Genomic DNA, 24,541 nt, shown 5'->3' with positions numbered 1-24,541 from the left:
GGAGGACCCATGTCCCTGTCAGACCTGTCCCGTCGTTCGGTGCTCACGGGCGGACTCGCCACGACTGCCCTCGGTGTCGGAGCCGGACGAGCCGCCGCGGCCGGGACCGCTGCCGGCCCCGTCGGCACCGCCGCCGGCCCCGTCGGCACCGCCGGCGTCTCAGGCGAGGAGGGCTGGATCACCTCGACCCTGAGCCGGATGACGTTGGAGGAGAAGGTCGGTCAGCTCTTCATCCAGAACGTCTACGGCAAGGACGCCACGACCCCCGACAGCCGCAACGTCCCGCTCTACGGGGTCGCGAGCCCGGCCGAGGTCGTGCGCAAGTACCACCTCGGCGGCGTCATCTACTTCGCGTGGACCGACAGCGTGCAGAACCCCGACCAGATCGTGGGCCTGTCGAACGGCCTCCAGAAGGCGGCGCTCGAGCAGGGCGGCAAGGCGCCGGTGCCGCTGCAGATCGCCGTCGACCAGGAGCAGGGGGTCGTCACCCGCATCGGTCCGCCCGCCACCCAGTTCCCCGGGTCGATGGCCCTCGGCGCCGGCGACAGTGCGCCCGACGCCCGCACCGCCGCCGCGATCACCGGACGCGAGCTGCTCGCGATGGGCGTCAACACCGACTTCGCGCCCGTCTGCGACGTCAACGTCAACGCCCTCAACCCGGTCATCGGCACGCGCTCGTTCAGCTCGCACCCCGACCTCGCGGCTGAGCTCGTCGCGGCCCAGGTCGCCGGCTACCAGCGCGACGCCGGAGTCTCGTCGTCGGCGAAGCACTTCCCCGGCCACGGCGACACCGCCACCGACAGCCACGTCGCCTTCCCGGTCATCACCCACACGCGCGCGCAGTGGGAGGCCGTCGACGCGCCGCCGTTCCGGGCGGCGATCCGCGAGGGCATCGACATGATCATGACGGCCCACTTGGCCTTCCCGGCCCTCGACGACTCCGGCGACCCCGCGACGCTGAGCCATCCGATCCTGACGGGCCTGCTGCGCGAGGAGCTGGGCTACGACGGCGTCGTCGTCACCGACTCGCTCGCCATGCAGGGGGTGCGCGACCGCTACGGCGACGCCGAGGTGCCGGTGCGGGCCCTGCTCGCCGGGGTCGACCAGCTGCTCATGAGCCCATCGATGGACGAGGCGTATGCCGCCGTGCTGGCAGCCGTGCGCAGCCACCGCATCCGCCCCGACGAGCTCGACGCGAAGGTGCGCCGCGTGCTGCGCCTCAAGTACCGCCGCGGCGTCGTGGCCCAGCCGTACGCCGACCCGTCGCGCGTCGCGTCCGTCGTCGGCATCCCGGCGCACCTGTCCGCCGCCGACGAGATCACCGACCGCACGACGACCCTCGTCAAGAACGACGCGTCCGCGCTGCCGATCGTCGCGAGCGGCAAGAGAGTCCTCGTCACCGGCTACGGCGTCTCGACGACCGCCACCCTGGCAAGCGCCCTGACGCGCAGGGGCGCCGGGGTGCAGACCCTCGAGACGGGCACTTCACCGACCGACGCCAAGGTGGCCGCCGCCGTCGCAGCGGCCGTCGACAAGGACGTCGTCGTCGTGACGACCATGAAGGCCTGGGACACCACGGTCACCGACCCGCGCCGCGGGCAGCAGAAGCTCGTCGAGCAGCTGCTCGGCACGGGCACGACCGTCGTCGTCGTCGCCGTCCGCGACCCGTACGACATCGCCTACTTCACCGCGGCCCCGACCTATGTCGCGACCTACTCCTACAGCCCGGTCGCCATCGAGGCGGCGGCGCGGGTCATCACGGGCGAGGTGGCCCCCACCGCCTCGCTGCCCGTCGACATCCCCGTCGCAGGCGACCCCAAGACCGTGCTCTACCCCTTCGGCCACGGGCTCACCTACTGACCGTCACCCAAGACTCACGATCGGAGAACCCAGATGAACCTCAACCGCAGGCAGCTCCTCACTGCCGGAGCCCTCGGTGCCGTGGCCGTCCCCACGGCCGCAGCGGGTTCCATTGCCGCCCAGACCAGCCCGGCGGCATACGCGAGCAGCTACCCCAGCAACCCGGTCACCACGGGCGCCCAGAGCGCGGCGGCCACGAGGTGGTCGGCCCTCGCCGGGCAGCGGGTCGGCGTCATCACCAACCCGACCGGCATCCTCACCAACCTGCGCACCGTCGTCGACGAGATGCACGAGTCGGGCGCCGTCGACATCGTCGGCGTCTTCGGCCCCGAGCACGGCTTCCGCGGCACGGCGCAGGCGGGTGACTCCGAGGGCAACCACACCGACCCGCGCACCGGGCTCATGGTCTACGACGCGTACGGCGCGAACGCGGCGAAGATGACGGCGCTCTTCCGCACCGCCGGCGTCGAGACCGTCGTCTTCGACATCCAGGACGTCGGCTCCCGCTTCTACACCTACATCTGGACCATGTACACGGCGATGCGCGCGGCGGTGGCCGTCGGGGCGCGGTTCGTCGTGCTCGACCGCCCGAACCCCATCGGCGGCAAGGCGATGGGCCCGATGATGACGACGCCGTGGACCTCGGGCGTCGGTGCGAAGGAGATCGTCCAGGCGCACGGCATGACCGTCGGCGAGCTGGCCCGCTACTTCGACGCCGAGTTCCTGCCCGCCGATGCGGGAGGCCGCCTGACGGACCTCACGGTCATCGAGGTCAAGGGGTGGCGCCGTGACGTCCCGTATGCCGTCACCGGACTGCCGTGGGTCATGCCGAGTCCCAACATGCCGACTCCAAACACCGCGCTCGTCTACCCGGGAACGGGCATGTTCGAGGGCACCAACCTCTCCGAAGGCCGCGGCACCACCCGCCCGTTCGAGCTCATCGGCGCCCCGTACGTCGACTACAAGTGGGCCGAACGCCTTGCGGCGCTTGACCTCCCGGGTGTCGGCTTCCGCGAGGCCTACTTCACCCCGACGTTCGGCAAGCACGTCGGCGTGGTCTGTGGCGGCGTGCAGCTGCACGTCACCGACCCGACGGCGTTCGACCCGATCCGCTCGAGCGTCGAGATGCTCGTCGAGGCGAAGGCCCTCTACCGCGACTTCGCCTGGCGCTACGACTCCTACGACCCGGCGCGGCCCTACTGGATCGACAAGCTGACCGGCTCGCAGCGGCTGCGCACGCAGATCTCCGCCGGGGCTCCTGCCGCAGAGGTCGTCGGCGCCTGGCGCGACGAGCTGGCCGCCTTCGACGCGAAGCGCCGGCCGTACCTGCTCTACAACGGCCCGGCGAACTGACCGGCCGTCCGGACTGCTGCACGATCAAGGAGTGACATGCGCCTGCGCACCCTCGTCGCCACACCCGTCGCCGTCCTCGGCAGCCTCGCCCTGGCGGGCAGCCTCGTGACGGCGGGGCCTGCCGGCTCCGCCGCGGCCGACGACTTCAGCAAGCCCGACCGCGGCTTCGCCCCGCCCAACACCGTGCTCTCCGACGCGAGCCCCGCCTCGCTCGCGCTCGACCCCGACCCGATCGCCGAGTCGGTGGCACAGGTCCACGCCCACGAGCAGGCGCCGGCCGGTGGGCACCCGCTCTTCGCGGGGGCGGTGGGGATCATGGGCCACGAGGGGCGCATCGTCGAGCGCGACGCGAGCGGCTGGGCGCTGCGCTACGCCGACGCGACGACCGAGCTGCCCCGCGACCAGTGGGAGCCGATGCGCACCGACACGGTCTTCGACCTCGCCTCCGTCTCGAAGCTCTTCACGTCGATCGCCGTCGTCCAGCTCATCGAGGAGGGCCGCGTCTCCCTCGAGAGCCCGGTGGCGGCATACCTGCCGGAGTTCGCGGCCAACGGCAAGGCCGGCGTCACCGTGCGGCAGCTGCTCACCCACACCTCCGGCTTCACGTCATGGCTTCCGCTCTGGAGCAAGTGGCCCGACAAGGCCACCCGCATCAAGGCCGTCATGGACCAGCCGCTCACCAGCCCGCCCGGCTCGACCTACCTCTACAGCGACCTCAACCTCATCACGCTCGGCGTCATGGTCGAGCGGCTGCGGGGCGCGCCGCTCGACACGGTGGTCCACGACCGCATCACGGCGCCCCTCGGCATGACCGACACCGGCTACAACCCCACCGACAAGGCACGCACCGCCGCGACGGAGTACCAGGCGGCGCCCCCTCGCGGCATGGTGCGCGGCGAGGTGCACGACGAGAACGCGTGGTCGCTCGGGGGCGTCGCCGGGCACGCCGGCGTCTTCTCGACGGCCGACGACCTCGCCGTCCTCTCGCAGGCCCTGCTCAACGGTGGCACCTACGAGGGGCACCGGATCCTCAGCCGCAAGAGCGTCGAGCAGCTGGTCACGAACTTCAACGGCGACTTCCCCGGTGACAGCCACGGCCTCGGCTTCGAGCTCGACCAGCGCTGGTACATGGACGCCCTGAGCGGGCCGCGCACCGCGGGCCACACCGGCTACACCGGCACGTCGATCGTCATCGACTTCACGTCACGATCGTTCGCGATCCTGCTCACCAACCGGGTGCACCCGTCGCGCAGCTGGGGCTCGATCAACCTCGCGCGGCGCGAGTGGGCCCACGGCCTCGCGGCGTCGATGGGCATCCGGCCCCGGCACGGCGACACGGCGTGGTTCACCGGGTCCGAGAACACCGCGACGACGACCCTGACGACGCCCACGCTCTCGGTCGGCACGCGTGGCGCGAGGCTCGGCTTCGACCTCTTCCTCGACACGGAGGAGACCGACAGGCTGCACCTCGAGCGCTCGACCGACGGCGGAGCCACCTGGTCGGCGGTGCCGTTCGAGGTCGTCGACCGGGGCGAGACCGAGAGCGCCGACGGCGTCGTCTCGGGCTCGGGCACGCGTCGCTGGGTGCAGGTGCGCGCCGACCTGGCGGCCGGGGCGCAGCAGCTGCGCTGGCGGCACACCACCGACGGGGGCTATCTGGGGCGCGGTGTCGCGGTCGACGACATCCTCGTCAACGGACCCGGCGGCATCCTGCTCGACGGCGAGAGCACACCCGGCGCGTTCACGGCTGACGGGTGGCGGCTGCAGGGCCGCGACGCCGTAGCGTAGGCCCATGCCAAGGACCGACGACGGGACCACGTCCCCCGCAGGTGCGAGAAGCGCATCGCTGCTCATCCGCCTGCGGGGGATCAAGCCCTCGCTCTCGCCCGCCGAGGACCGCGTCGCCGACATCGTGCTCGCCGACGCGCGCCGCGCGGCCGGACTGACCATCAGCGAGCTGGCGGCGGCGGCGCGCACGTCCGAGACGACGGTGCTCCGGTTCTGCCGGCGGCTCGGCCTGCCCGGCTACCCGCGGCTGCGGCTGACTCTCGCCGAGGAGTCCGCCCAGCCGCGCGCGATGAGCACCCACGGCACCGACATCAGCGCCAAGGACTCCATCGACGACATCATCGCCAAGGTCGCGTTCACCGACGCGAGCGCCGTGGAGGAGACGGCGCAGCAGCTGGACCGGGCGGCGCTGGCGGCCGCGGCGGCCGCGATCGCCAAGGCGGGCCGCATCGACATCTACGGCATCGGTGCCAGCTCGATCGTCGGCACCGACCTCCAGCAGAAGCTGCACCGCATCGGGATCGTCGCCTTCGCCTGGAACGACCCCCACATCGCCCTGACGAGCGCGACGCTGCTCGGCGCCGGTGACGTGGCGGTCGGCATCTCGCACTCCGGCACGACGACCGAGACGATCGAGGCCCTGGCGGCCGCACGCTCCACCGGCGCCAAGACCCTGGCGATCACGAACTTCCCGCTCTCGCGACTCGCCTCGGGCGTCGACTTCCTGCTGACCACGGCGGCCCGCGAGACCAGCCTGCGGTCGGGCGCGACCGCGAGCCGCATCGCGGCCCTCACCGTGGTCGACTGCCTCTACATCGCCGTGGCCCAGCGCAACCTGCGCCGCGCCCGCAAGGCCGTCGCCGACACCCGCGAGGCCGTCGCCGGCCACCACGTCACCGACTAGGACCCCGGCGCACCCCCCTTCTCCAAGTCGAGTGCCCACTTCCCGACACATCGAGTGCTCACTTCCTCACGCCCGACGGCCACCCGCCAGGACGACGCCGTCGGGAAATGAGCACTCGACGGGGTGGGTGCGTCGGGAAGTGGGCACTCGACGGGGTGCAGGCGTCGGGAAATGAGCACTCGACGGGGCGGCGTGATGAGAATGTTACTCATTTACGGCATTGACGGCATACGCGTAGGAAACTAACCTCCAACGGGTGAGCAGCGAGGTGACCGTGGACGCCCCCACCGAGGAGCGCCACCCGGGGACGACGTCCATCGACACCCACACCTCGCTCGACATCCTCCGGGCCCTCAATGCCGAGGACGCGACGGTCGCCGCGGCCGTGGGCGAGGTGCTGCCCGAGCTCGCCCGGCTGGTCGACCGGGCCGTCGACTCGCTCCGCGCCGGAGGCGCGGTGCACTACTTCGGCGCGGGAACGTCCGGGCGCCTGGCCGTGCTCGACGCCGCCGAGCTGCTCCCGACCTTCAACGTCCCGACCGGGCTCTTCGTCGCCCACCACGCCGGCGGGCCCGAGGCGCTGCTGCGTGCCGTCGAGAACGTCGAGGACGACGCCGACCTCGGCCGCTCCGAGGCCGACGGCCTGCACGAGGGGGACATCGCCATCGGCCTCACGGCTTCCGGGCGTACGCCGTTCGTGGCGGGCGCGCTCGAACGCGCGCGCGAGCGCGGCGCCGTCACCGCCCTCGTCACGGCCAACCCGCACGCGGAGATCGCCCACCACGCCGACCACCTCCTCGCCGCCCGCACCGGCCCCGAGGCGCTGACCGGCTCGACCCGGCTCAAGGCCGGCACCGCCCAGAAGCTCGTGCTCAACTCGTTCTCGACCGCCGTGATGATCCGGCTCGGACGCACGTGGAGCAACCTCATGGTCGACGTCGTCGCCACCAACGCCAAGCTGCGCGGCCGCGTGCTGCGCATCCTCCAGGAGGCGACCGGCGCCGACCCGGGGCAGGCCCGAGCCGCCCTCGACGACGCCGACGGCGAGCTGAAGCCGGCGCTGCTGTCGATGCTCGCCGGTGTCGACGCCGCCACCGCCCGAAACGCCATCGCCGAGCACGACGGCTCGGTCGCGCGGGCACTCGCCGCCCTCGCCGGCCCCACCCACTGACCCCCGAGTCCCCGCACCGCCCTCCCCCACCTACGGTGTCCCCCGGGCACCACGCAGAACCCGACAGGAGCATGACAATGACGTTCGCCCCACGCCTCACCGGCTCGTCGCGGGCCCGCCGCACCGTCCTCGCGATCGTCGCACTCTCCGGAGCCCTCGTCGTGACGGCGTGCTCGCCGTCCTCGTCGGGTGGCTCCGGCTCGACGGGGGCCGGCGGTGACGGCAAGACCACCCTCACCGTGTGGTCCTGGCGCGTCGAGGACGAGGCGGCGTACAACAAGATCTTCGACGCGTACGAGAAGTCGCACCCGAACGTCGACGTCCAGTTCAAGGCGTTCAAGGCGACCGAGTACAACAAGATCCTCGCGACCGGTCTCGCCGGGGCGAACGGTCCCGACGTGCCGCAGGTGCGCTCGTACGGCCAGCTGCAGGGCACCGTCGCGAGCAAGTCGCTGCTGCCCCTCGACGGCAAGGTCGACCTGTCCGGCTGGGACGAGAACGTCGTCGCCAGCGCCAAGGGCAAGGAGGACGGCAAGACGTACTCCGTGCCGCTCGCCCGTCAGACCGTCCAGATGTTCTACAACCAGGGACTCTTCGACAAGTCCGGCCTCAAGGCCCCCACCACGTGGGACGAGTTCGTCGCCGCCAACGACAAGCTGATGGCCGCCGGCGTCACCCCGATCGCCGTCGGCGCCAAGGACGACTGGACCCTGCCGATCGTCCACGAGGTGCTGGCGGGCCCCCGCTTCGGCGGCAAGGCCTTCCAGGACGAGGTGCAGTCGGGCAGGAAGAGCTTCACCGACCCCGACTGGGTGGGCTCGGTCAAGGTCGTCGGCGACCTCGCGAAGTACATGCCGAAGAACGTCACCGGCGTCGCCCAGACCGACGCGCAGACGCTGTTCTCCGCCGAGAAGGCCGCCATGATCCCCGGCGGCAGCTTCGACCTCGCCGTCTTCCAGAAGGCCAACCCCGCGATGAAGATCGGCATCTTCCAGGTGCCGCCGGCCCCCGGCTCGCCGAGCGGTTCCGGGGCGACCACGGCAGGATGGGCTGATGGCAACTTCGCCGTCTCCGCCAAGTCGAAGCACCCGAAGGAGGCCACCGAGCTCGTCACGTGGATGACCTCCAAGGAGTTCGGCCAGATGGTCAGCGACGACATCAAGCAGCTCTCCGCGGTGCCGGGCGTCGACCCGACCGACCCGCTGCTCAAGCAGATGAGCGACAACTACGCGAAGTCCGGCTCGCCCTACCTGCTGCTCACCGACTTCCGCTACGGCGCCCCCTCCGGCACCGAGCTGCTCGGCAAGGGCATCCAGGAGATGCTGCTCGGCTCCAAGGACGCGGCCACGGTGAGCAAGGAGCTCGACACCGGCGTCAAGACCTGGTTCAAGCCGAGCGCGTGACGCTCGACCCGAAAGGCACGGCATGAGGCACGGCATGAGGCGGCGTACGGGCCTGCTCTTCGTCGCCCCGGCACTCGCGCTCTTCGCGGTGTTCGTGCTCTACCCGATGATGACGGCGTTCTCGTACGCCTTCTTCCACTGGCAGGGCACGACCCGCGGGGAGTTCGCCGGGGTCGCGAACTTCACGACCCTCTTCACACGTGCCCCGTTCACGACCGACCTGCCGCAGGCGCTGCTGCACAACGTGCTGTTCTTCGTCGGCACGATGCTCATCCAGAACACCATCGGGCTCACGATCGCCTACCTGCTCCACAGCCGGCCGCGCAGCCGGCGGGTGCTGCAGACCCTGTACGCGATGCCCTACCTGGTGAGCCCGATCGTCATCGGCTACCTCTGGACGCTGCTGCTCTCGCCGACGTTCGGTCCGGTCAACACGCTGCTGACGAAGATCGGCCTCGAGTCGTGGGCGCTGCCGTGGCTCGGCGACCCGAAGACGGCCCTCTGGGTCGTCATCCTCGTCAGCGTGTGGCAGTGGATCGGCTTCCCGGTGCTGCTCTACGGCGCAGCGCTCGGTGGCGTGCCCGAGGAGCTCACCGAGGCCGCCCGCGTCGACGGCGCGAGCAACCGACAGGCCTTCTTCCGCATCACGCTGCCGCTGCTGGTCCCGGCCATCGGCACCGTGTCGGTGCTGACGTTCATCTTCGCGATGGAGGCGTTCGCCCTGCCGTACGCGTTCGGCGGGTCGACCGGAAACCCTGCGGGCGCAACCGACTTCGTCTCGCTGCTCTTCTATCGCACGGCCTTCGACTCAGGTGCGACCGACGCCATCGGCAGCTCGTCGGCCCTCGCGACGCTGCTCTTCCTCATCATCTTCGGCGGGGCCTACGCGGCCACGGCCGTGCTGCGCCGTCACGAGCGGAGGATCACCGCATGACCACCGCCGTCGTCACGACAGAGGAGCCGCAGCAGCAGACCCGCACCTCCCCCACGCCGCGCAGCCGGCGCCGCCCGCCACGCGCGAACGCCCCCGTGGGCGGCGCGGGCGCCGGGGTGCTCCTGTGGGGGTATGCCGCCCTGGCGCTCGTGCCGCTGCTGGTCATGGTGAGCAACAGCGTCCGCACGAACGCCGACCTCATCACGGACCCGCTCGGCCTGCCGAGCCCGCCGACGACCGCGAGCTACGTCGAGGCGTGGACGACGGGCAGCTTCGCGACGTACTTCGGCAACTCCCTGGCCGTCACGGTCGGTGCGGTGGCCATCTCGACGGCGGTGGCGACGATGGCCGCCTACGCGCTGGCGCGCGGCCGGTCGCGCATCTTCCGCTGGCTCGAGTCGCTCTTCCTCTCGGGCCTGATGCTGCCGATCCACCTCGCGATCCTGCCGATCTTCTACCTCTTCGACGGCCTCGGCCTCGTCGACTCCCGACTCGGCCTCATGCTCATGTATGCCGCGTCGGGCATCCCGTTCTCGATCTTCGTGCTCACGACGTTCTTCCGGCAGCTGCCCGAGGAGCTCGAGGAGGCGGCGGCGCTCGACGGCGCGACGAGCTGGCAGACGTTCTGGCGCATCATGGTGCCGCTCGTGCGCCCCGCCCTCGCGACCGTCGCGGTCTTCCGCTTCGTGCCGATCTGGAACGACTTCCTCTTCCCGCTCGTGCTGCTGCGCCGCGAGGAGAAGTACACCCTGCCCGTCGGCCTCACGACCTTCTTCGGCGAGAACGCGACGAACTACTCGGCGGTCTTCGCCGGGCTCGTGATCACCACGGTGCCACTCATCGTGCTGTTCCTCGTCGCGACGAAGCAGATCGTCGCCGGGTTGACGGCCGGCATGGCGAAGTGATCGGCTCGCTCGCGTGAGCGAGCGCACGGTGGTCGCCGTCGACGTCGGCGGCTCCGGCCTTCGCCTGACCACGTATGCCGCCGAGCGGGGCCCCGTGCGCACCGCCGCCGGCGCCCGGGTCGGGGCGGGCGGGATCGACTTGCCGTCCCTCGTCGCCGATGCTCGCGCCCTGCTCGAGGCCGAAGGGAAGGCCACCGGCGCAAGGCAGCCCGAGACCCCCGAGGTCGTCGTGTGGTCGATGCGCGGGCTGCTCTTCCTCGCCGACCGTGTCGAGGTGCTGCGCACGGTCGCTGCCGGGCTGGGCGCGCGCCGCACCGTCGTGGTCAGCGACGCCGTCGCCAACCTCGTGGGCGCGACCGGCCGCATCGGCCCCGGGGCCGTCGTCGCCGCCGGTACCGGGGCGGTCGCCTTCGGCACCGACTTCACCGGCCAGTGGCGGCGGGTCGACGGCTGGGGCCACGTCCTCGGCGACGCGGGCTCGGCCGCCGTGCTCGGCATGGAGGGGCTGCGCGCCGCCCTCCGGGCCCACGACGGCCTGCCCGACGGGTCGACCGCCCTCCTCGATGCGGCGACGGCGCTGCTGGGTCAGCCAGAGACCTGGCCGCGTCAGGTCATGACGACACCCGACGCCCCGGAGCGTCTCGCAGCCGTGGCCCCGATCGTCACGGCCGCCGCCGTCGACGACCCCGTCGCCCGGGACCTCTGCGCCAGAACGGGATCCGCGCTCGCCCAAGCCCTGCTCCGCGCCGCCGAGGGCCTCGCCCAGCCGGTGCTGACGGCGACGGGTGGCCTGCTGTCGGCGACGTCGGTCGCGAGCGCCCTGGACGAGGCCCTCACCCGCGCGGGAGCCACCCGCTCCCCGGCGCTCGGCGGCGCGCTCGACGGCGCCCTGCTGCTCGCCCGGCACCTGCTCGAGACGGGCAGCGTCCCCGAGCACCCGGCATACCTGCTCGTCCGCTGAGCGGGCTCGGTCGGGTATGTCCCTGATCGGTCCCAGCAGCCCCGTCTACGCTCGGGACACCGCAACGAGCCGACTGGAGCCCGCATGTCCGAGCACGACGCCCACCGCCCCGGACTCGGGTCCATGCCGCACGAGACGGGCACCGCCTTCCGCGTGTGGGCACCGCACGCCGACGCCGTCGCGGTCACCGGCAGCTTCACCGACTGGTCCGGCGACGGGCACGCGATGGTCCCCGAGGAGAACGGGCACTGGTATGCCGACGTCGACGGCGTGCGCCCCGGCGACGAGTACCAGTTCGTCATCACCAACGGCGAGCAGCGCCTCATGCGCATCGATCCCCGCGCCCGGGTCGTCACGAACTCGTCGGGCAACGCCGTCGTCTACGACCGCGACGCCTTCGACTGGGGCGGCGACACGTTCGGCTGCCCGCCGCACGACGAGCTCGTCATCTACGAGACCCACATCGGCTCCTACGTCGCGAGCGAGGGCGACGCCGGCGACCTGACCGGGCTGTCGGGCAAGCTCGAGTACCTGCACCAGCTCGGCGTCAACGCGGTCGAGCTCATGCCCGTCGCGGAGTTCGCCGGCGACTACTCGTGGGGCTACAACCCGTCGAACCCGTTCGCCGTCGAGAGCGGCTACGGCGGCGCCGACGCGCTCAAGTCGTTCGTCAAGGAGGCCCACAGCCACGGGATCGCCGTCATCCTCGACGTGGTCGTCAACCACTACGGCCCGAGCGACCTCGCCCTGTGGCAGTTCGACGGCTGGAGCGAGGACGGCAAGGGCGGGATCTACTTCTACAACGACGAGCGCTCGGCCACGCCGTGGGGCGACACGCGGCCCGACTACGGCCGCGAGGAGGTCCGCGCCTTCCTCCACGACAACGCCCTCATGTGGCTCGAGGAGTTCCACCTCGACGGGCTGCGCTTCGACGCGACGCTCTACGTCCGCACGATCGACGGCGTCGGCACCGGTGACCTCCCGGAGGGCTGGGACGTCCTGCGATCCATCACGAGCACCATCCACGAGCGGCACCCCGACAAGATCCTCATCGCCGAGGACCTCCAGGGCGATCCGGCCATCACGTCCGTCGACGACGGCGGCGCCGGCTTCCACGCACAGTGGGATGCCGGCTTCGTGCACCCCGTGCGGCGCATGCTCACGGCCGTCGACGATGCCGACCGGTCGATGACCGAGCTCGTCGATGCGGTGCGCGGCACCGACGAGCCCTTCCGGCGGATCGTCTACACCGAGAGCCACGACGAGGTCGCCAACGGCAAGCTGCGCGTGCCCCACGAGATCGACGGCGACGACCCCAGCGGCTGGGCCGCCCAGAAACGGGCGACGCTCGGGCTGGCCATCGCACTGACGTCGCCCGGCATCCCGATGCTCTTCCAGGGCCAGGAGTTCCTCGAGGACGAGTGGTTCCGCGACGACGTGCCGCTCGACTGGGAACGCGCCGAGCAGTTCCGCGACATCGTCCGGCTCGGGCGCGACCTCATCCACCTGCGTCGCGACGTCGACGGCGTCTCACGCGGCCTGCGCGGCGACGGCTTCGAGGTGCTCCACCTCGACGACGAGGCCAAGACGGTCGCCTGGGAGCGCCGGTCGGGCGACGACGTTGCCGTCGTCGTGGTCAACGCGAGCGCCGAGCCCCGCGACATCACGACGGGTATGCCGTCCGCCGGGCCATGGGCGGTGCGCTTCAACTCCGACGCGGCCACCTACAGCGCACTCTTCGCAGGCCACGAGACACATGACGTCGATGCGGTGGACGAGCCTCTCGACGACCAACCGGCGCGCGGCACCGTCTCGGTGGGCGCGTACACCCTGGTCGTCCTGACCCCCGCCTGACCGACTGCCGGCCCCCGCAGACCCCACCCGGCGGGGAGGGCCCTTTGGGTGTACCGGCACGGGTCTGCCACCGGCCGCCGGCACCGCTGAGGAGCAACTTCAGCCGTCGGAGCCCGACTCACCCCGGTCGTCGGCGTCCTGGGGGTCCTGCTGCCCCGGCAGGTCCTCGGCGTCCGCCTTGTCCTCGGCCTCCGCCTTGTCCTCGGCGTCCGCCTTGTCCTCGGTGTCCGGCTTGTCGGCCGCCTCCTGGTGCTCGGGCTGACCCGCGACCCCGGCCTGGTCGTCCGCGTCCTGCGTGCCCGGCTGGTCCTGCTGGTCCTCGACCTCACCCGGCTCGTCGGGCCCGTCGGTGGTGGTGGGCGAGCCCGAAGACGCAGTCTCCGAGGGGGATGGCTCGCCTGCCTCGGCCGTCTCGGCCCCGGGTCCTCCGGGGCCGCTCGACGTGTCCGAGGCGCCCACCACCGACGGCGGTGAGGACGGCTGGCCCGGCGACGCCACTGCGACGCCGATGCCGGCGGCACCTGCCGCAACCGCTGCGCCCAGAACGAATGCAGCGCTACGATTCACTGGCTTGAGACTCACGGGGAGGGCCCCTTCCGATGGATGCCGGCCTGCCGCACCTACGGCAGTTGATTGCCCCGCACCGAGGCACCGTTACACCGGTAACGCGGGGGACTCCCACGGCGATTCACCCGTGATGGACGAAGCGCGGCTTCGCGATGTCGTTGGCCGGGCCCGGGCGGGCGACGCCGAGGCGATCGAGTTGCTGCTGAAGGAGTTTCGCCCGCGTATTCGCAGGTACTGCGTGACCCGGCTGGTTCGGGAGGAGGTGGCGGACGACGTGACGCAGGAGTCGTGCCTGGCGCTGGCGGCCGCCCTGCCCCGCTACGAGGACAGGGGCGTTCCCTTCAGCAGCTTCGTCTTCGGCATCGCGGCCAACAAGGTGGCGATGGCCCGACGCACGCTGGCGAGGTCGCACGAGGTCCTGAGGGTCGTGCCGGACGCGGAGTCGGACGATCCGACGCCGGAGGAGCGTGCCGTGAGCAGTGACGGACTGCGTCGGCTGCTCGAGCCGCTGTCGACCCTGCCTGAGCGGCAACGCGAGATCTTGCTGCTGCGCGTCGTCGACCAGCTGTCTGCCGACGAGGTCGCGGCGCTCCTCGGCATGACCTCGGGTGCCGTTCGAGTGGCCCAGCACCGGGCCCTGCGCGCCCTGCGTCGCACCATGGGGGTGACCGGCGCATGACACCCCGCCGCCGCACCTCGCGAGCCATCCGCTCCGACGACGCGCTCGTCGAGTCGCTGGCCCGCCGTGAGGAACCACCGGTCGGCGGCACCGACCGCGCCGCACGCCTCCTGGCCGACATCGCCGTGGCCGCCGACGCGGCCACCCCCGGGCTGGCGCCGTCCGCCGATCTCGCTCGATCGACCTCCGGCGTACGCGCGTCCTCCGGCGCCGACCCGCAGCGGGGCGAGCGCTCGTCGCTCGGCTGGGCCGTGGCGGCTGCGGCGGCCGCCGTCCTCGCCGTCGGGCTCGGCACGATCGCCCCGCGGTCCACCCCGGGTCCCGTCTCCCCCGTCAGCACGGTCGACGTCACGTCGCAGTCGCTCGTCCGCGCGCGCACCCTCATCGGTGAGGCGGAGGACATCCTGGCTCCCGCGGGCGCGCTCCTGACGCCGACCGCCCGCGACCGCGCCCGGGAGCTGCTCGTCCGGGCCAGGGCCGAGCTCGCGCGGGCCCGGAAGGGGCAGCAGGGTCTCTCCGAGGAGAGTGGCGCGGTCGAGGAGGCACTCGTGCGCGCCGAGACCGACCTCACCGAGTCGGAGCGCGGCCTCGAACCCGAGACCAGCGGCCCGGGGCCCACCCCCACGGTGGACGAGGAGCAGCACCCCGAGACCGACGAGGAGCCCTCTGCCGGTGACGGTTCCGAGGAGAGCACGGAGCACACATCGGGCAACGACGAGTCCTCGCGCGACGACTGAATGCCGTGCCGGCAGACGTTGGCGCACCGTTGGCGCCCGACCCCATCCGGGATCGTGGCGGCACCGAAGACCGGTCGACGGCTGCCACCGCACTGAGGGGTCCGGTGGCAGCCGGTCATGCAGGAAGGGCCCCCCCGACAGCCGTCGGGCGGGCCCTTCTGCAGCGGTACGAGCTCAGCGCAGCGGGTCGAACGGGCTCAGCTGCGCGGGGGCGGTGCCGGTGACGATCTGCTCGGCGAGCAGGCGACCGGTGACGGGGCCGAGGGTGATGCCCCACATGCCGTGGCCGCCGGCGACGAAGACCTTCGGGTTGCGCGAGGCGCCGATGAGCGGGAGGCCGTCGATGGTGCAGGGGCGCGAGCCGACCCACTCGTCCTGGCGGTGGTCGAGGTCGGCGCCCTTGAGCAGCGGGCGCGCCGACTCGACGATGGCCTTGATGCGTCGGCGGTCGAGGGCGGCCTCGGGCTGGCGGAACTCCATCATGCCGGCGACCCGGAGGCGGTCACCGACAGGCGTGCAGGCGACGCGGGCGGCCGGGAAGTAGACCGGGCCGTTCGGCAGGTCCTCGACCTCGACCGAGAAGGAGTAGCCACGGCCGGCCTGCACGACGCGCTTGACGCCGAACTCCCGTGCCAGCTTGCCGAGCCAGGCGCCCGTCGCGACGACGACGGCGTCGTAGTGCTCAGCCTGCCCGAAGTCGTTGGTGACGAGCACGCCGGTGGGGGTGTCGGTGATGCGCGAGACGGCGCTGCCGGTGACGATCTTGCCGCCACGGGCGGTGACGGAGTCCGCGAGCGCGGCGACGTAGGCGCCCGGGTTGATGAAGCGCTGGCCGTGCAGCACGATCGCGGCACCGATCTCGTCGGACAGGGCGGGCTCGATGGCGCGGGCGTCGTCACCGGAGAGGACGTCGAAGGTGATGTCGCCGCCGGAGGCGTGGATGTGCTCGATCTCCTCGAGCAGCGTCTGGCGCTCCTCGGCGTTGCGGTAGGCCGCCGTGAACGACTTGGCCTCGTAGGTGTCGGCGTCGACGCCACCTGCCTTGAGCAGGTCGAAGCTCTGCAGGGACAGGTCGTTGACCGGCACGAGGGCGCCCATGGCCTTCTTCCACGCCTTCATGGTGCTGTGGCGGGTGAAGCCGGTGACGAAGCGGAGGAAGTCGGGGCGGGCGCTCGGCGGCACGTAGACGGGCGAGCTCGGGCTGAGCACGGCGCGCAGGCCGTACTTGAGCACGGCCGGCTCGGGCAGCGGCGTGGCGATGCCCGGAGTCAGCCAGCCCGCGTTGCCCCACGACGCGCCGGCGGCGACGCCGTCACGGTCGATGACGGTCACCTCGACGCCACGCTCCTGGAGGAACCAGGCGGTCGCGAGACCGACCATGCCCGCTCCGACGACGGCAACGCGCTCGGGGACCGGGGTACCAGCGGTGTTCACGGCAGGCATGCGGATCGACTCCTGGGGGTGTGTGGGTGCCTTGCGACCATGGTGGCGTCCCCCAGGACCAGGCCCTTGGTGCTGCAGACACAGAGTTCATCGCGGTCCTTGTGCGCGCGACACAACTCGGTGGGCCACAATGAGGTATGCCGCCTGCCCAGCGACGCCCCCGCGCCGGCACCACGCGCACGTCGTCCACGACGCCCGTCGGCCTTCCCATCGCGCAGCTGGTGGGCGCGCTCGGCGGCGGTCTGCTGACCGTCGTCGTCGACGCCGGAGGGCCTGCCGTCGACGACGTGACGCTCGCCGAGCCGGCGTCGGGGGTCTTCGGCCAAGCGGGCGACCTCCTGCTCGGGGTCGGGGTCGAGCGCCCGGCCGAGGCGTCCGCACTGCTCGAGGGCGCCGCGTCGGCCGACACCGGCGCCGTGGTGCTCCGCCGGTCTGCCGCCCGCCACACACAGGTCCGCGCGGCCGCGCGGCGCCACGGCGTCAGCCTCGTGCAGCTGGCCGACCACGCCTCCTGGGCGCACGTCGTGTGGCTGCTTCGCGGCGTGCTCGACCGTGCCGCGAGCGGCCCGGCCGTCCGGGCCGAGGGGCCGGTGCTCGACGAGCTGTTCGCCCTGGCCGACGGGTGCGCGGCCCTCGTCGATGCCCCCATCACCATCGAGGACACCCAGTCGCGGGTCCTCGCCTACTCCTCCACCCAGGACGTGGCCGACCCCGCCCGCGTCTCGACGATCGTCGGTCGCCGCGTGCCCGACGAGGTCATCGCCAACCTGCGTGGTCGTGGCGTCTTCCGCCGGCTGGCGCGCTCCGACGAACCGTTCTTCGTGCCGGCCGGGCGCGGCCTACGGGCCCGCGTCGTCGTGCCGGTGCGCGCCGGCACCGAGTGGCTCGGCTCGATCTGGGCGGTCGTCGACGACGAGCCGGACGAGCAGGTCATGGGCTCACTGGCGCAGACCGCCTCGGTCGTGGCGCTCCACCTGCTCCGCATGCGGTCACAGGCCGATCTCGCCCGCCGCGTCTCCGCCGACCGGCTCCGCGCCCTGCTGAGCGGCGACACCCTCGAGGCGGAGAGCTGGCTCCCCGCCCCGCCGTGGCGCGTCGTGGTGCTGTCCGGGGCGCACCACGACGGCGACGTGGGCACGACGACGCGCCTGCACGCGACTGCCCGCGAGTCCCGAAGCGGCAGGGCACGTGACGCGGCCGCACCTCGCGACGCCGAGCGTGAGCTCGACGTGTGGGAGTCGGTGGCGCGGCGCCGGTCGTGGCGCCAGCCCCTGCTCGCGATCTTCGACGGGGTGGCGCTGGCACTCGTGCGGGACGAGCCCGGCGACACCTCCGCCGGCACGTGGGAGTGGCTGCTCGGCGTCGTCGAGGAGGTCGCCCGCGTCACGCCGGGCGCCACTGCGAGCGCGGGTGGTCGGGTCTCTCGGACCGTCGAGCTGGACCGCTCGCGCCGCGAGGCGACCGAGGTGCAGCGGCTGCGCGACATCGGGCGCGTCACCGGCCCGTCGACAACGGTCGAGGAGGCCTGGGCCGCGGTGACGAACGCCCGCGCCCTGGGCGGCATCTGGACCGAGGAGCTGCTCGGCCCCGTCGGCACGATCCGCGACCACGACGAGGCGCACCAGACGGCATACCTCGAGACCGTGGCTGCGTGGCTCGACCACCCCGGCGACCCGCGCGAGGCCGCGGCCCGGCTGCACGTGCACCCGAACACCCTGCGGTACCGCCTGCAGCGCCTGTCGGACGTGGTCGACCTCGACCTGCACGACCCGGAGACGCGGCTCGCGCTGCGGCTCCAGCTGCGTGCCCTCGGCCACTGACGCGGGCCCACGCGCAGGCCACGACATCGCTACCGTGGCGCCATGGGCGAGGCGACGGCGCGGCAGGACGAGCAGACGTGGCTCCCCCACTCGGAGTTCGAGCGCATCTACGGGCCGCTCCGGCCCCTGTCGCCGGCCGAGGCCAAGAACCTGCTGGCCGGCCTGGACGTGCCGTGGTGGGTGGCCGGCGGCTGGGCCATCGAGGCCTTCACCGGCGTCGCCCGTCCGCACGAGGACCTCGACCTGTCCGTCTTCCGGCGCGACCTGCCGGCCGTGCGCGCGCTCCTCGAGCCCCGGTTCCACCTCTGGGCGGCCGGCGGCGAGGGCCTGCTCCACCTCGCCCCGGGCCGCGCCATGCCCGACAGCTCCGGGCAGGTCTGGGTGCGCGAGCACGCGCTCGCGCCGTGGATCTGCGAGTTCCTGCTCAACCGCGACGTCGAGGGAAGGTGGCAGTCGAAGCGCGACCCGTCGTTCAGCGCACCGCTCGAGGCGGTGACCTGGGAGCGCGACGGCGTGCGCTACCTCAACCCCGAGCTCGTCCTCAGCCACAAGGTCGCGACCGGGCGACCCAAGGACGACGACGACCTGGCCGCAGCGCTGCCGCTGCTCTCCCCCGAGCAGACCGCCTACCTCGCGACCTTCGTCCGCACCCACGCCCCCGCGCATCCGTGGCGGAGCGTGCTCGACCGCGCCACCTGACCCGCCCCGGGCGGCGAGCAGGGCTCAGGCCTCGCCGAGGTGCACCGTCCCGTCGGCGTCCACGCGGAAGTTCGGGTTGTGCACGAAGTCCCACCGGAACCCGTCGGGGTCGGCCACGCAGGCGCTCGACCCACCCCACTCGCGTACGGCGGGGGCCGTGACGGACGTCGCCCCGGCAGCCAGGGCGGCGGCATACAGCTCCTGGACCTGCTCGGCCCGCTCGACGTTGTGACCGAGCGACATCGGCGGCGCCGCCGTGCCGTGGGCGACGTCGCCGTACTCGCTCGGCAGCTGCGACACGTCCCACAGCGCGAGCAGCAGCCCCGGCGCGGCCTGGACGAAGCAGATCTCACCCGGCAGGTGCAGCACCTGACGGAAGCCGAGGCCGTCGACGTAGAAGGCGCGTGATGCCTCGACGTCACGGACCCCGAGCGTGACGGCGGACAGGTCCGGACGAGTCGTCATGCCCGCCACGATATGAGGTCGAACGAGTCAGGGGAGGGACACCGTGGTGTCCCTCCCCTGCTTGTGGCGCTGGATGCCCCCAACCAGCGTCTGAGTCGGTGCCGGTCGGTGCCGGTCAGTGCCCGCCACCCAGAAGGTCGCGTACCTCCGACTCGCGGTACCTCCGGTGCCCACCAAGGGTCCGGATCGAAGTCAGCTTGCCTGCCTTGGCCCAGCGAGTGACCGTCTTGGGGTCCACTCTGAAGAGTGCCGCAACCTCGGCAGGTGTCAGCAGCTTCTCGGTCTCGTGTCGATCCTGAGTCGTCATTGTCATATCCCCACCACCCTGTCGCTAGGTGCAGCGACACGCATCGCCCCAAGCGGGGCTCGGTAAAGCAAGAGTAAAGTCTGGACTCGCCCAATGGCGGTTAATCACAGAAAAGAGTCAAATCGTCCCCGTTTCGCACCTGGCGGTGTAATGGGGGTTGCGAGCCCGGAGGGCACGGCCCACGGCGGCTCGCGACGCGACGCCGAGGAGGGGGTCCGGCGGGCGCAGGATTTGCCTCTCTCATGTAGCGTTAGCCCCACGAGAACACACACATTCCCGGGGCCGCTACGCGGACATCGAAGAACCACCCGGTTCTCCGAGGAGCGATGCCGTCCCGGCACGACGCACGAGGGGGTCACGCCATGGGGCGCGGCCGAGCCAAAGCCAAGCAGACCAAGGTCGCACGGCAGCTCAAGTACTACACACCTGACACGGACTTGAGCGCGCTGGAGCGCGAGCTGCACGGGCCGTCGCAACGCGACACGTCCAACCAGCCGCGATCCGTCGACGACGACGAGTACGACGAATACGGGAAGTGGGCCTCGGGCGAGCGCTGAGCTCACCCTCCTCTTCCGTCTGCACCTCGTGCGTCGGGTGTTCGCACCCGGCGCGCGGTCGGTGCTGCCCTCACACGGCCGAGCCCGCCCACCGATGCGGTGGGCGGGCTCGGTCATGCCATCCGGCCGATCCTGTGACCAACCGCCGAACGGGGTGACGGCGCGAGCGACGTTGTCGCGCAGCGCTGCCCGGTCGAGGTGGTGGGCTCGAGGCTGTAAGGGATGGGAAGGCGATGGCCCGCTGCGGCCGGCAGGCCTCGCCCGCGACGTCAGGCCGTCGGGTGCTGCCCGACCACCTGCACGGCGCCGCCGTCGACGCCCTTCGCTCCGCGCACGACCTCCGCGTCCGGGGCGACGAGCCCGTCGGCCTGCGCACGCTCCTCGGTCGCCACCTCGCCGAGACGCCACGCCCGTATGCCGCGCGCCTCGCTCAGCTCGATCGCACGGTCGGCGTGCGCCTCGGGCAGCACCGCGACGAAGCCGATGCCCTGGTTGAGGGTGCGCTCGATGTCGGCCTGCGGCACGCGACCGAGGCCCTGGACGGTGCGGAAGACGGCCGGCGGGGTCCACGTGGTGCGGTCGACCCGCGCGAACGTGCCGTGGGGCAGCACTCGGGCGAGGTTGGCCGCGAGCCCGCCGCCGGTGACGTGGCTCAGGGCGTGCACGTCGACGCCGGCGTCGCCGATGATCTCGAGCAGCGGCTTGGTGTAGATGCGGGTCGGCTCGAGCAGCTCCTCGCCGAGGGTGCGGCCGAAGTCGTCGACGTGGCGGTCGAGGGCCCAGCCGGCGCTCTCGACGACCCGGCGCACCAGGCTGTAGCCGTTGCTGTGCAGGCCGCTGCTCGCGAGGGCCACCACGACGTCACCGTCGGCGACGCGCTGCGGACCCAGCACGGCGGCATACTCGACGACGCCCGTGGCGGCGCCGGCGACGTCGTACTCGTCGGGCTCGAGCAGGCCGGGGTGCTCGGCGGTCTCGCCACCGACGAGGGCGACGCCGGCCTCCTCGCAGGCGCGGGCGATGCCGCCGACGATGGCGGCGATGCGCTCGGGCACGACCCTGCCGGTCGCGATGTAGTCGGTCATGAAGAGCGGCTCGGCCCCGCAGACGACGATGTCGTCGACGACCATGCCGACGAGGTCGAAGCCGATCGTGTCGTGCACGTCGAGGGCCTGGGCGATGGCGACCTTGGTGCCGACGCCGTCGGTGCTCGTGGCGAGGATCGGGCGGGTCATCCGCGCGATGGCGCTCGCGTCGAACATCCCGGCGAAGCCGCCCAGTCCTCCGACCACCTCGGGCCGGGTCGCGCGCCGCACCGACGCCTTCATCAGCTCGACCGCCTTGTCACCCGCCTCGACGTCGACTCCGGCCGAGGCATACGTGATGGGGGCGTCGCTCACGCACCCACCCTACCGGCCGCCGAGCCAGACCCCCCTGACGCCCGTCCCTCCCCCGGTTCGATGTATTCGCCGGTCGCCGGTGATCGCGGGATACATCGACCCGGGGGCGGTTTTCCACAGGCGGCGTCGACGCCGGTGCGGCGGAAGGGTCGGGCGGCCCATGATCGGGCCATGGACCAGGACCGTCTCGCTCGTGCACGCGCCCTCGCAGCGGATCAAGGCGGTGTCGTGTCCCGGAGCCAGCTCGCGGCTGCGGGCATCACCGAGATCCACGTGCGGCGCGCCATCGAGTCCGGCCGTTGGGCGCGGCACGGAGGTCAGACCATTGCAGTGCACACGGCGCCCCTCGACGTCGTCGCCAGCCGCTGGAGGGCGGTGTGGGAGGTGGGCGCATCCATCGCGGCGCTCGACGGGGTCAGCGCGTTGCAGGCGGCTGGGCTCACCGGCTTCGCCGACGGAAGGGTGCACGTCTCCGCGAAGCACAACCACAACACGACGCAGGTCTCAGGCGTCGTCGTGCACAAGATCATCCGCCGGGTGCCCGGCGAGGTGCTCGACTCCGGCCCACCCCGCGTCCGCCCCGCCGTGGCCGCGATCAGGGCTGCGCACTGGGCCGCCTCCGACAGACAGGCGGCGCTCGTGCTGCTCATGACGGCACAACAGAGGCTGACGAGTCCCGGGCTGCTGGCTGCTGCGCAGCGCTCAGTACGCGGTCGGACGCGTCGCGCCTTCGTCCGTGCGGTCGTGCGCGACATCGCTTGCGGTGTCGAGTCGCTGGGTGAGCTCGACTTCGCGGCTCGGTGCAGAGAGCGCGGCCTTCCAGAACCGAGTCGGCAGGTCGTGCGCCACGGGGGTCGGGGCCGGATCTACCTCGACGTCCGCTGGGACTGCTGCGGGCTCGTCGTCGAGATCGACGGGGCGCAGCACCGCGAGGGCCTGAACGTGATGCTCGACAACCTGCGCCAGAACGACCTGGTTCTCACCGGAGACCGGGTGCTGAGGATCGACGTCATCGGCCTGCGGCTCGAGCCGGATCGCTTTCTCGACCAGGTCGCGGCGGGTCACCGTCACCTCGACGCCCGATTCGATGTACTACGCGGTCACGGGTGACCGCCGAATACATCGAACCGGAGGAAGCGTCTCGCGGGGGTCAGGGGTGCTGGAGGGCGCTCTCGCCGCCGACGCCGACCCCGAGGCTGACGCCCTCGACGTCGACCGAGCGGTCGTGCCCGGTGCGCACCGACAGCGGCAGCGTCTCGAGCACGTGCTTGCCGATGTGGCCGTCCTCGGGCAGCTCGATGGGGTACTTGCCGGTGAAGCAGGCGGTGCACAGCTCGGCCGGCGACTGGTTGGTCGCGCCGATCATGCCCTCCTCGGAGATGTAGCCGAGCGAGTCGGCACCGATCGAGGCGCGGATCTCCTCGACGCCGAGACCGGTCGCGATGAGCTCGGCACGCGTCGCGAAGTCGATGCCGTAGAAGCAGGGCCACTGCACGGGCGGCGAGCTGATGCGCACGTGCACCTCGAGCGCGCCGGCCTCTCGCAGCATGCGGATCTGCGCGCGCTGCGTGTTGCCGCGCACGATGGAGTCGTCGACGACGACGAGGCGCTTGCCGCGGATCGTGTGCTCGAGCGGGTTGAGCTTGAGCCGGATGCCCAGCTGGCGCAGCGTCTGCGACGGCTGGATGAAGGTGCGTCCGACGTACGCGTTCTTGACGAAGCCCTGGCCGAAGGGGATGCCCGACTCCTGCGAGTACCCCACGGCCGCAGGCACGCCCGACTCGGGCACCCCGATGACGAGGTCGGCGTCGACGGCGTGCTCGCGCGCCAGGACGCGGCCCATCTCGACGCGCGCCTCGTGCACGACGCGGCCGCGGATGACGGCGTCGGGCCGTGCGAGGTAGACGTACTCGAAGACGCAGCCCTTCGGTTGGGGCTCGGCGAACTTGTGCGAGCGCAGGCCGTCCTCGTCGATGACGATGAGCTCGCCGGGCTCGACCTCACGGATCACGGCGGCGCCGATCGTCTGCAGCGCGGCGGTCTCGGAGGCGACGACCCAGCCGCGCTCGAGGCGGCCGAGCGCGAGGGGACGCACGCCCCACGGGTCGCGGGCGGCATACAGGGTCGTCTCGTCCATGAAGACGAACGAGAAGGCGCCGCGCAGCTTGGGCAGCAGCTCGAGCGCGGCCTGCTCGGGCGTCTTGTCCTCGTCGGCGGACAGGAGCGTCGTGACGAGGGCCGTGTCGGAGGTGTTGCCGCGCGCGAGCTCGCCGGTGACGCGGGCGCCGCCGAAGTGCTCGTCGACGAGGGCCTTGAGCTCGACCGTGTTGATGAGGTTGCCGTTGTGGGCCAGGGCCAGCGTGCTGTGGCCGGTGCCGCCGAGCGTCGGCTGGGCGTTCTCCCACGTGGAGCCACCGGTCGTCGAGTAGCGCGTGTGTCCGATGGCGATGTGGCCGCGCAGCGAGCTGAGCGCCGTCTCGTCGAAGACCTGCGACACGAGGCCCATGTCCTTGTAGACGAGGATCTTCTCGCCGTCGCCGGTGGCGATGCCCGCGGACTCCTGGCCGCGGTGCTGCAGCGCATAGAGCCCGAAGTACGTCAGCTTCGCGACGTCCTCTCCGGGAGCCCAGACGCCGAAGACCCCGCAGGCGTCCTGCGGGCCCTTCTCGCCGGGGATGAGGTCATGACCAAGTCGACCGTCGCCACGTGCCACTGCCCCAGTGTCCCACACGGG

Annotated in this window: 22 protein-coding genes; 16 read left to right on the top strand and 6 right to left on the bottom strand. The window is 72.0% G+C overall.

All coding sequences use genetic code 11. The features are described from left to right. The first annotated feature begins 9 nt into the window (after nt 1-9). The 10 genes from ACYVNR_RS03915 to ACYVNR_RS03870 all read left to right on the top strand — a co-directional run bounded on the left by ACYVNR_RS03915 (nt 10) and on the right by ACYVNR_RS03870 (nt 13,133). Nucleotides 10-1,860 carry a glycoside hydrolase family 3 protein gene (locus ACYVNR_RS03915; RefSeq protein ID WP_461046688.1) on the top strand — a complete coding sequence of 617 codons (1,851 nt, stop codon included), beginning with the start codon at nt 10-12 and terminating at the stop codon, nt 1,858-1,860. A 33-nt stretch (nt 1,861-1,893) separates the two neighbouring features. Then, nucleotides 1,894-3,213: an exo-beta-N-acetylmuramidase NamZ family protein gene (locus ACYVNR_RS03910; RefSeq protein ID WP_461046686.1), complete on the top strand. Its 1,320-nt coding sequence runs from the start codon at nt 1,894-1,896 to the stop codon at nt 3,211-3,213. A 36-nt stretch (nt 3,214-3,249) separates the two neighbouring features. Beyond that, the gene (locus ACYVNR_RS03905; RefSeq protein WP_461046684.1) at nt 3,250-5,001 is read left to right on the top strand and encodes a serine hydrolase domain-containing protein; all 1,752 of its coding nucleotides are present in this window, start codon (nt 3,250-3,252) and stop codon (nt 4,999-5,001) included. Nucleotides 5,002-5,005: 4 nt separating this feature from the next. Beyond that, entirely contained in the window at nt 5,006-5,905 is a 900-nt protein-coding gene (locus ACYVNR_RS03900; protein WP_461046682.1) for a MurR/RpiR family transcriptional regulator, read from the top strand. 256 nt (nt 5,906-6,161) lie between these two features. Next, the gene (locus ACYVNR_RS03895; RefSeq protein WP_461046680.1) at nt 6,162-7,076 is read left to right on the top strand and encodes an N-acetylmuramic acid 6-phosphate etherase; all 915 of its coding nucleotides are present in this window, start codon (nt 6,162-6,164) and stop codon (nt 7,074-7,076) included. A gap of 77 nt (nt 7,077-7,153) precedes the next feature. After that, nucleotides 7,154-8,479 carry an extracellular solute-binding protein gene (locus ACYVNR_RS03890; protein ID WP_461046678.1) on the top strand — a complete coding sequence of 442 codons (1,326 nt, stop codon included), beginning with the start codon at nt 7,154-7,156 and terminating at the stop codon, nt 8,477-8,479. A 34-nt stretch (nt 8,480-8,513) separates the two neighbouring features. Continuing rightward, a complete protein-coding gene (locus ACYVNR_RS03885) occupies nt 8,514-9,413 on the top strand; it encodes a carbohydrate ABC transporter permease (protein ID WP_461046676.1) in 900 nt (299 codons plus the stop codon). Continuing rightward, nucleotides 9,410-10,318 (top strand): carbohydrate ABC transporter permease, encoded by a 909-nt coding sequence (locus tag ACYVNR_RS03880; protein WP_461046675.1) that lies wholly within the window; start codon nt 9,410-9,412, stop codon nt 10,316-10,318. The genes ACYVNR_RS03885 and ACYVNR_RS03880 overlap by 4 nt, the downstream gene beginning before the upstream one ends. A gap of 13 nt (nt 10,319-10,331) precedes the next feature. After that, on the top strand, nt 10,332-11,279 hold the full coding sequence (locus ACYVNR_RS03875; RefSeq protein ID WP_461046673.1) for an N-acetylglucosamine kinase: 948 nt from the start codon (nt 10,332-10,334) through the stop codon (nt 11,277-11,279). An 84-nt stretch (nt 11,280-11,363) separates the two neighbouring features. Then, entirely contained in the window at nt 11,364-13,133 is a 1,770-nt protein-coding gene (locus ACYVNR_RS03870; RefSeq protein ID WP_458802929.1) for an alpha-amylase family glycosyl hydrolase, read from the top strand. A 99-nt stretch (nt 13,134-13,232) separates the two neighbouring features. Here ACYVNR_RS03870 and ACYVNR_RS03865 read toward each other — a convergent pair whose 3' ends face one another. Continuing rightward, nucleotides 13,233-13,700: a hypothetical protein gene (locus ACYVNR_RS03865; RefSeq protein WP_461046671.1), complete on the bottom strand. Its 468-nt coding sequence runs from the start codon at nt 13,698-13,700 to the stop codon at nt 13,233-13,235. A 130-nt stretch (nt 13,701-13,830) separates the two neighbouring features. Between ACYVNR_RS03865 and ACYVNR_RS03860 the strand changes: the two genes are divergently transcribed. Together ACYVNR_RS03860 and ACYVNR_RS03855 are read left to right on the top strand one after the other, a co-directional pair. After that, on the top strand, nt 13,831-14,379 hold the full coding sequence (locus ACYVNR_RS03860; protein ID WP_458802977.1) for a sigma-70 family RNA polymerase sigma factor: 549 nt from the start codon (nt 13,831-13,833) through the stop codon (nt 14,377-14,379). Beyond that, nucleotides 14,376-15,116 (top strand): hypothetical protein, encoded by a 741-nt coding sequence (locus ACYVNR_RS03855; RefSeq protein WP_461046669.1) that lies wholly within the window; start codon nt 14,376-14,378, stop codon nt 15,114-15,116. Before ACYVNR_RS03860 ends, ACYVNR_RS03855 begins: the two co-directional genes overlap by 4 nt. 174 nt (nt 15,117-15,290) lie before the next feature. Here the strand turns inward: ACYVNR_RS03855 and ACYVNR_RS03850 are convergent, their stop codons facing one another. Then, nucleotides 15,291-16,559: an NAD(P)/FAD-dependent oxidoreductase gene (locus tag ACYVNR_RS03850; RefSeq protein ID WP_045191045.1), complete on the bottom strand. Its 1,269-nt coding sequence runs from the start codon at nt 16,557-16,559 to the stop codon at nt 15,291-15,293. Between the two features lie 137 nt (nt 16,560-16,696). Here ACYVNR_RS03850 and ACYVNR_RS03845 point away from each other — a divergent pair, with 137 nt between their 5' ends. Both ACYVNR_RS03845 and ACYVNR_RS03840 read left to right on the top strand, forming a co-directional pair. Next, nucleotides 16,697-18,379, top strand: coding sequence for a PucR family transcriptional regulator (locus ACYVNR_RS03845; protein ID WP_461046666.1), 1,683 nt, complete (start codon nt 16,697-16,699; stop codon nt 18,377-18,379). 42 nt (nt 18,380-18,421) lie between these two features. After that, nucleotides 18,422-19,078, top strand: coding sequence for a nucleotidyltransferase domain-containing protein (locus tag ACYVNR_RS03840; protein ID WP_461046664.1), 657 nt, complete (start codon nt 18,422-18,424; stop codon nt 19,076-19,078). Between the two features lie 24 nt (nt 19,079-19,102). Here the strand turns inward: ACYVNR_RS03840 and ACYVNR_RS03835 are convergent, their stop codons facing one another. Next, entirely contained in the window at nt 19,103-19,543 is a 441-nt protein-coding gene (locus ACYVNR_RS03835) for a VOC family protein (RefSeq protein ID WP_045191047.1), read from the bottom strand. 115 nt (nt 19,544-19,658) lie between these two features. Next, nucleotides 19,659-19,850: a BldC family transcriptional regulator gene (locus ACYVNR_RS03830; RefSeq protein ID WP_045191048.1), complete on the bottom strand. Its 192-nt coding sequence runs from the start codon at nt 19,848-19,850 to the stop codon at nt 19,659-19,661. 362 nt (nt 19,851-20,212) lie between these two features. Here ACYVNR_RS03830 and ACYVNR_RS03825 point away from each other — a divergent pair, with 362 nt between their 5' ends. Next, entirely contained in the window at nt 20,213-20,407 is a 195-nt protein-coding gene (locus ACYVNR_RS03825; protein ID WP_045191049.1) for a DUF3073 domain-containing protein, read from the top strand. Between the two features lie 269 nt (nt 20,408-20,676). Here the strand turns inward: ACYVNR_RS03825 and purM are convergent, their stop codons facing one another. Further along, on the bottom strand, nt 20,677-21,807 hold the full coding sequence (gene purM / locus ACYVNR_RS03820; protein WP_461046661.1) for a phosphoribosylformylglycinamidine cyclo-ligase: 1,131 nt from the start codon (nt 21,805-21,807) through the stop codon (nt 20,677-20,679). A 171-nt stretch (nt 21,808-21,978) separates the two neighbouring features. Here purM and ACYVNR_RS03815 point away from each other — a divergent pair, with 171 nt between their 5' ends. After that, the gene (locus ACYVNR_RS03815) at nt 21,979-22,917 is read left to right on the top strand and encodes a type IV toxin-antitoxin system AbiEi family antitoxin domain-containing protein (protein ID WP_461046659.1); all 939 of its coding nucleotides are present in this window, start codon (nt 21,979-21,981) and stop codon (nt 22,915-22,917) included. Between the two features lie 40 nt (nt 22,918-22,957). Here the strand turns inward: ACYVNR_RS03815 and purF are convergent, their stop codons facing one another. After that, the gene (gene purF / locus ACYVNR_RS03810; RefSeq protein ID WP_045191053.1) at nt 22,958-24,520 is read right to left on the bottom strand and encodes an amidophosphoribosyltransferase; all 1,563 of its coding nucleotides are present in this window, start codon (nt 24,518-24,520) and stop codon (nt 22,958-22,960) included. Between the last annotated feature and the right edge of the window lie 21 nt (nt 24,521-24,541).

This window comes from Terrabacter koreensis (assembly GCF_054783315.1).
This window is presented reverse-complemented; position numbering and strand designations above follow the sequence as displayed.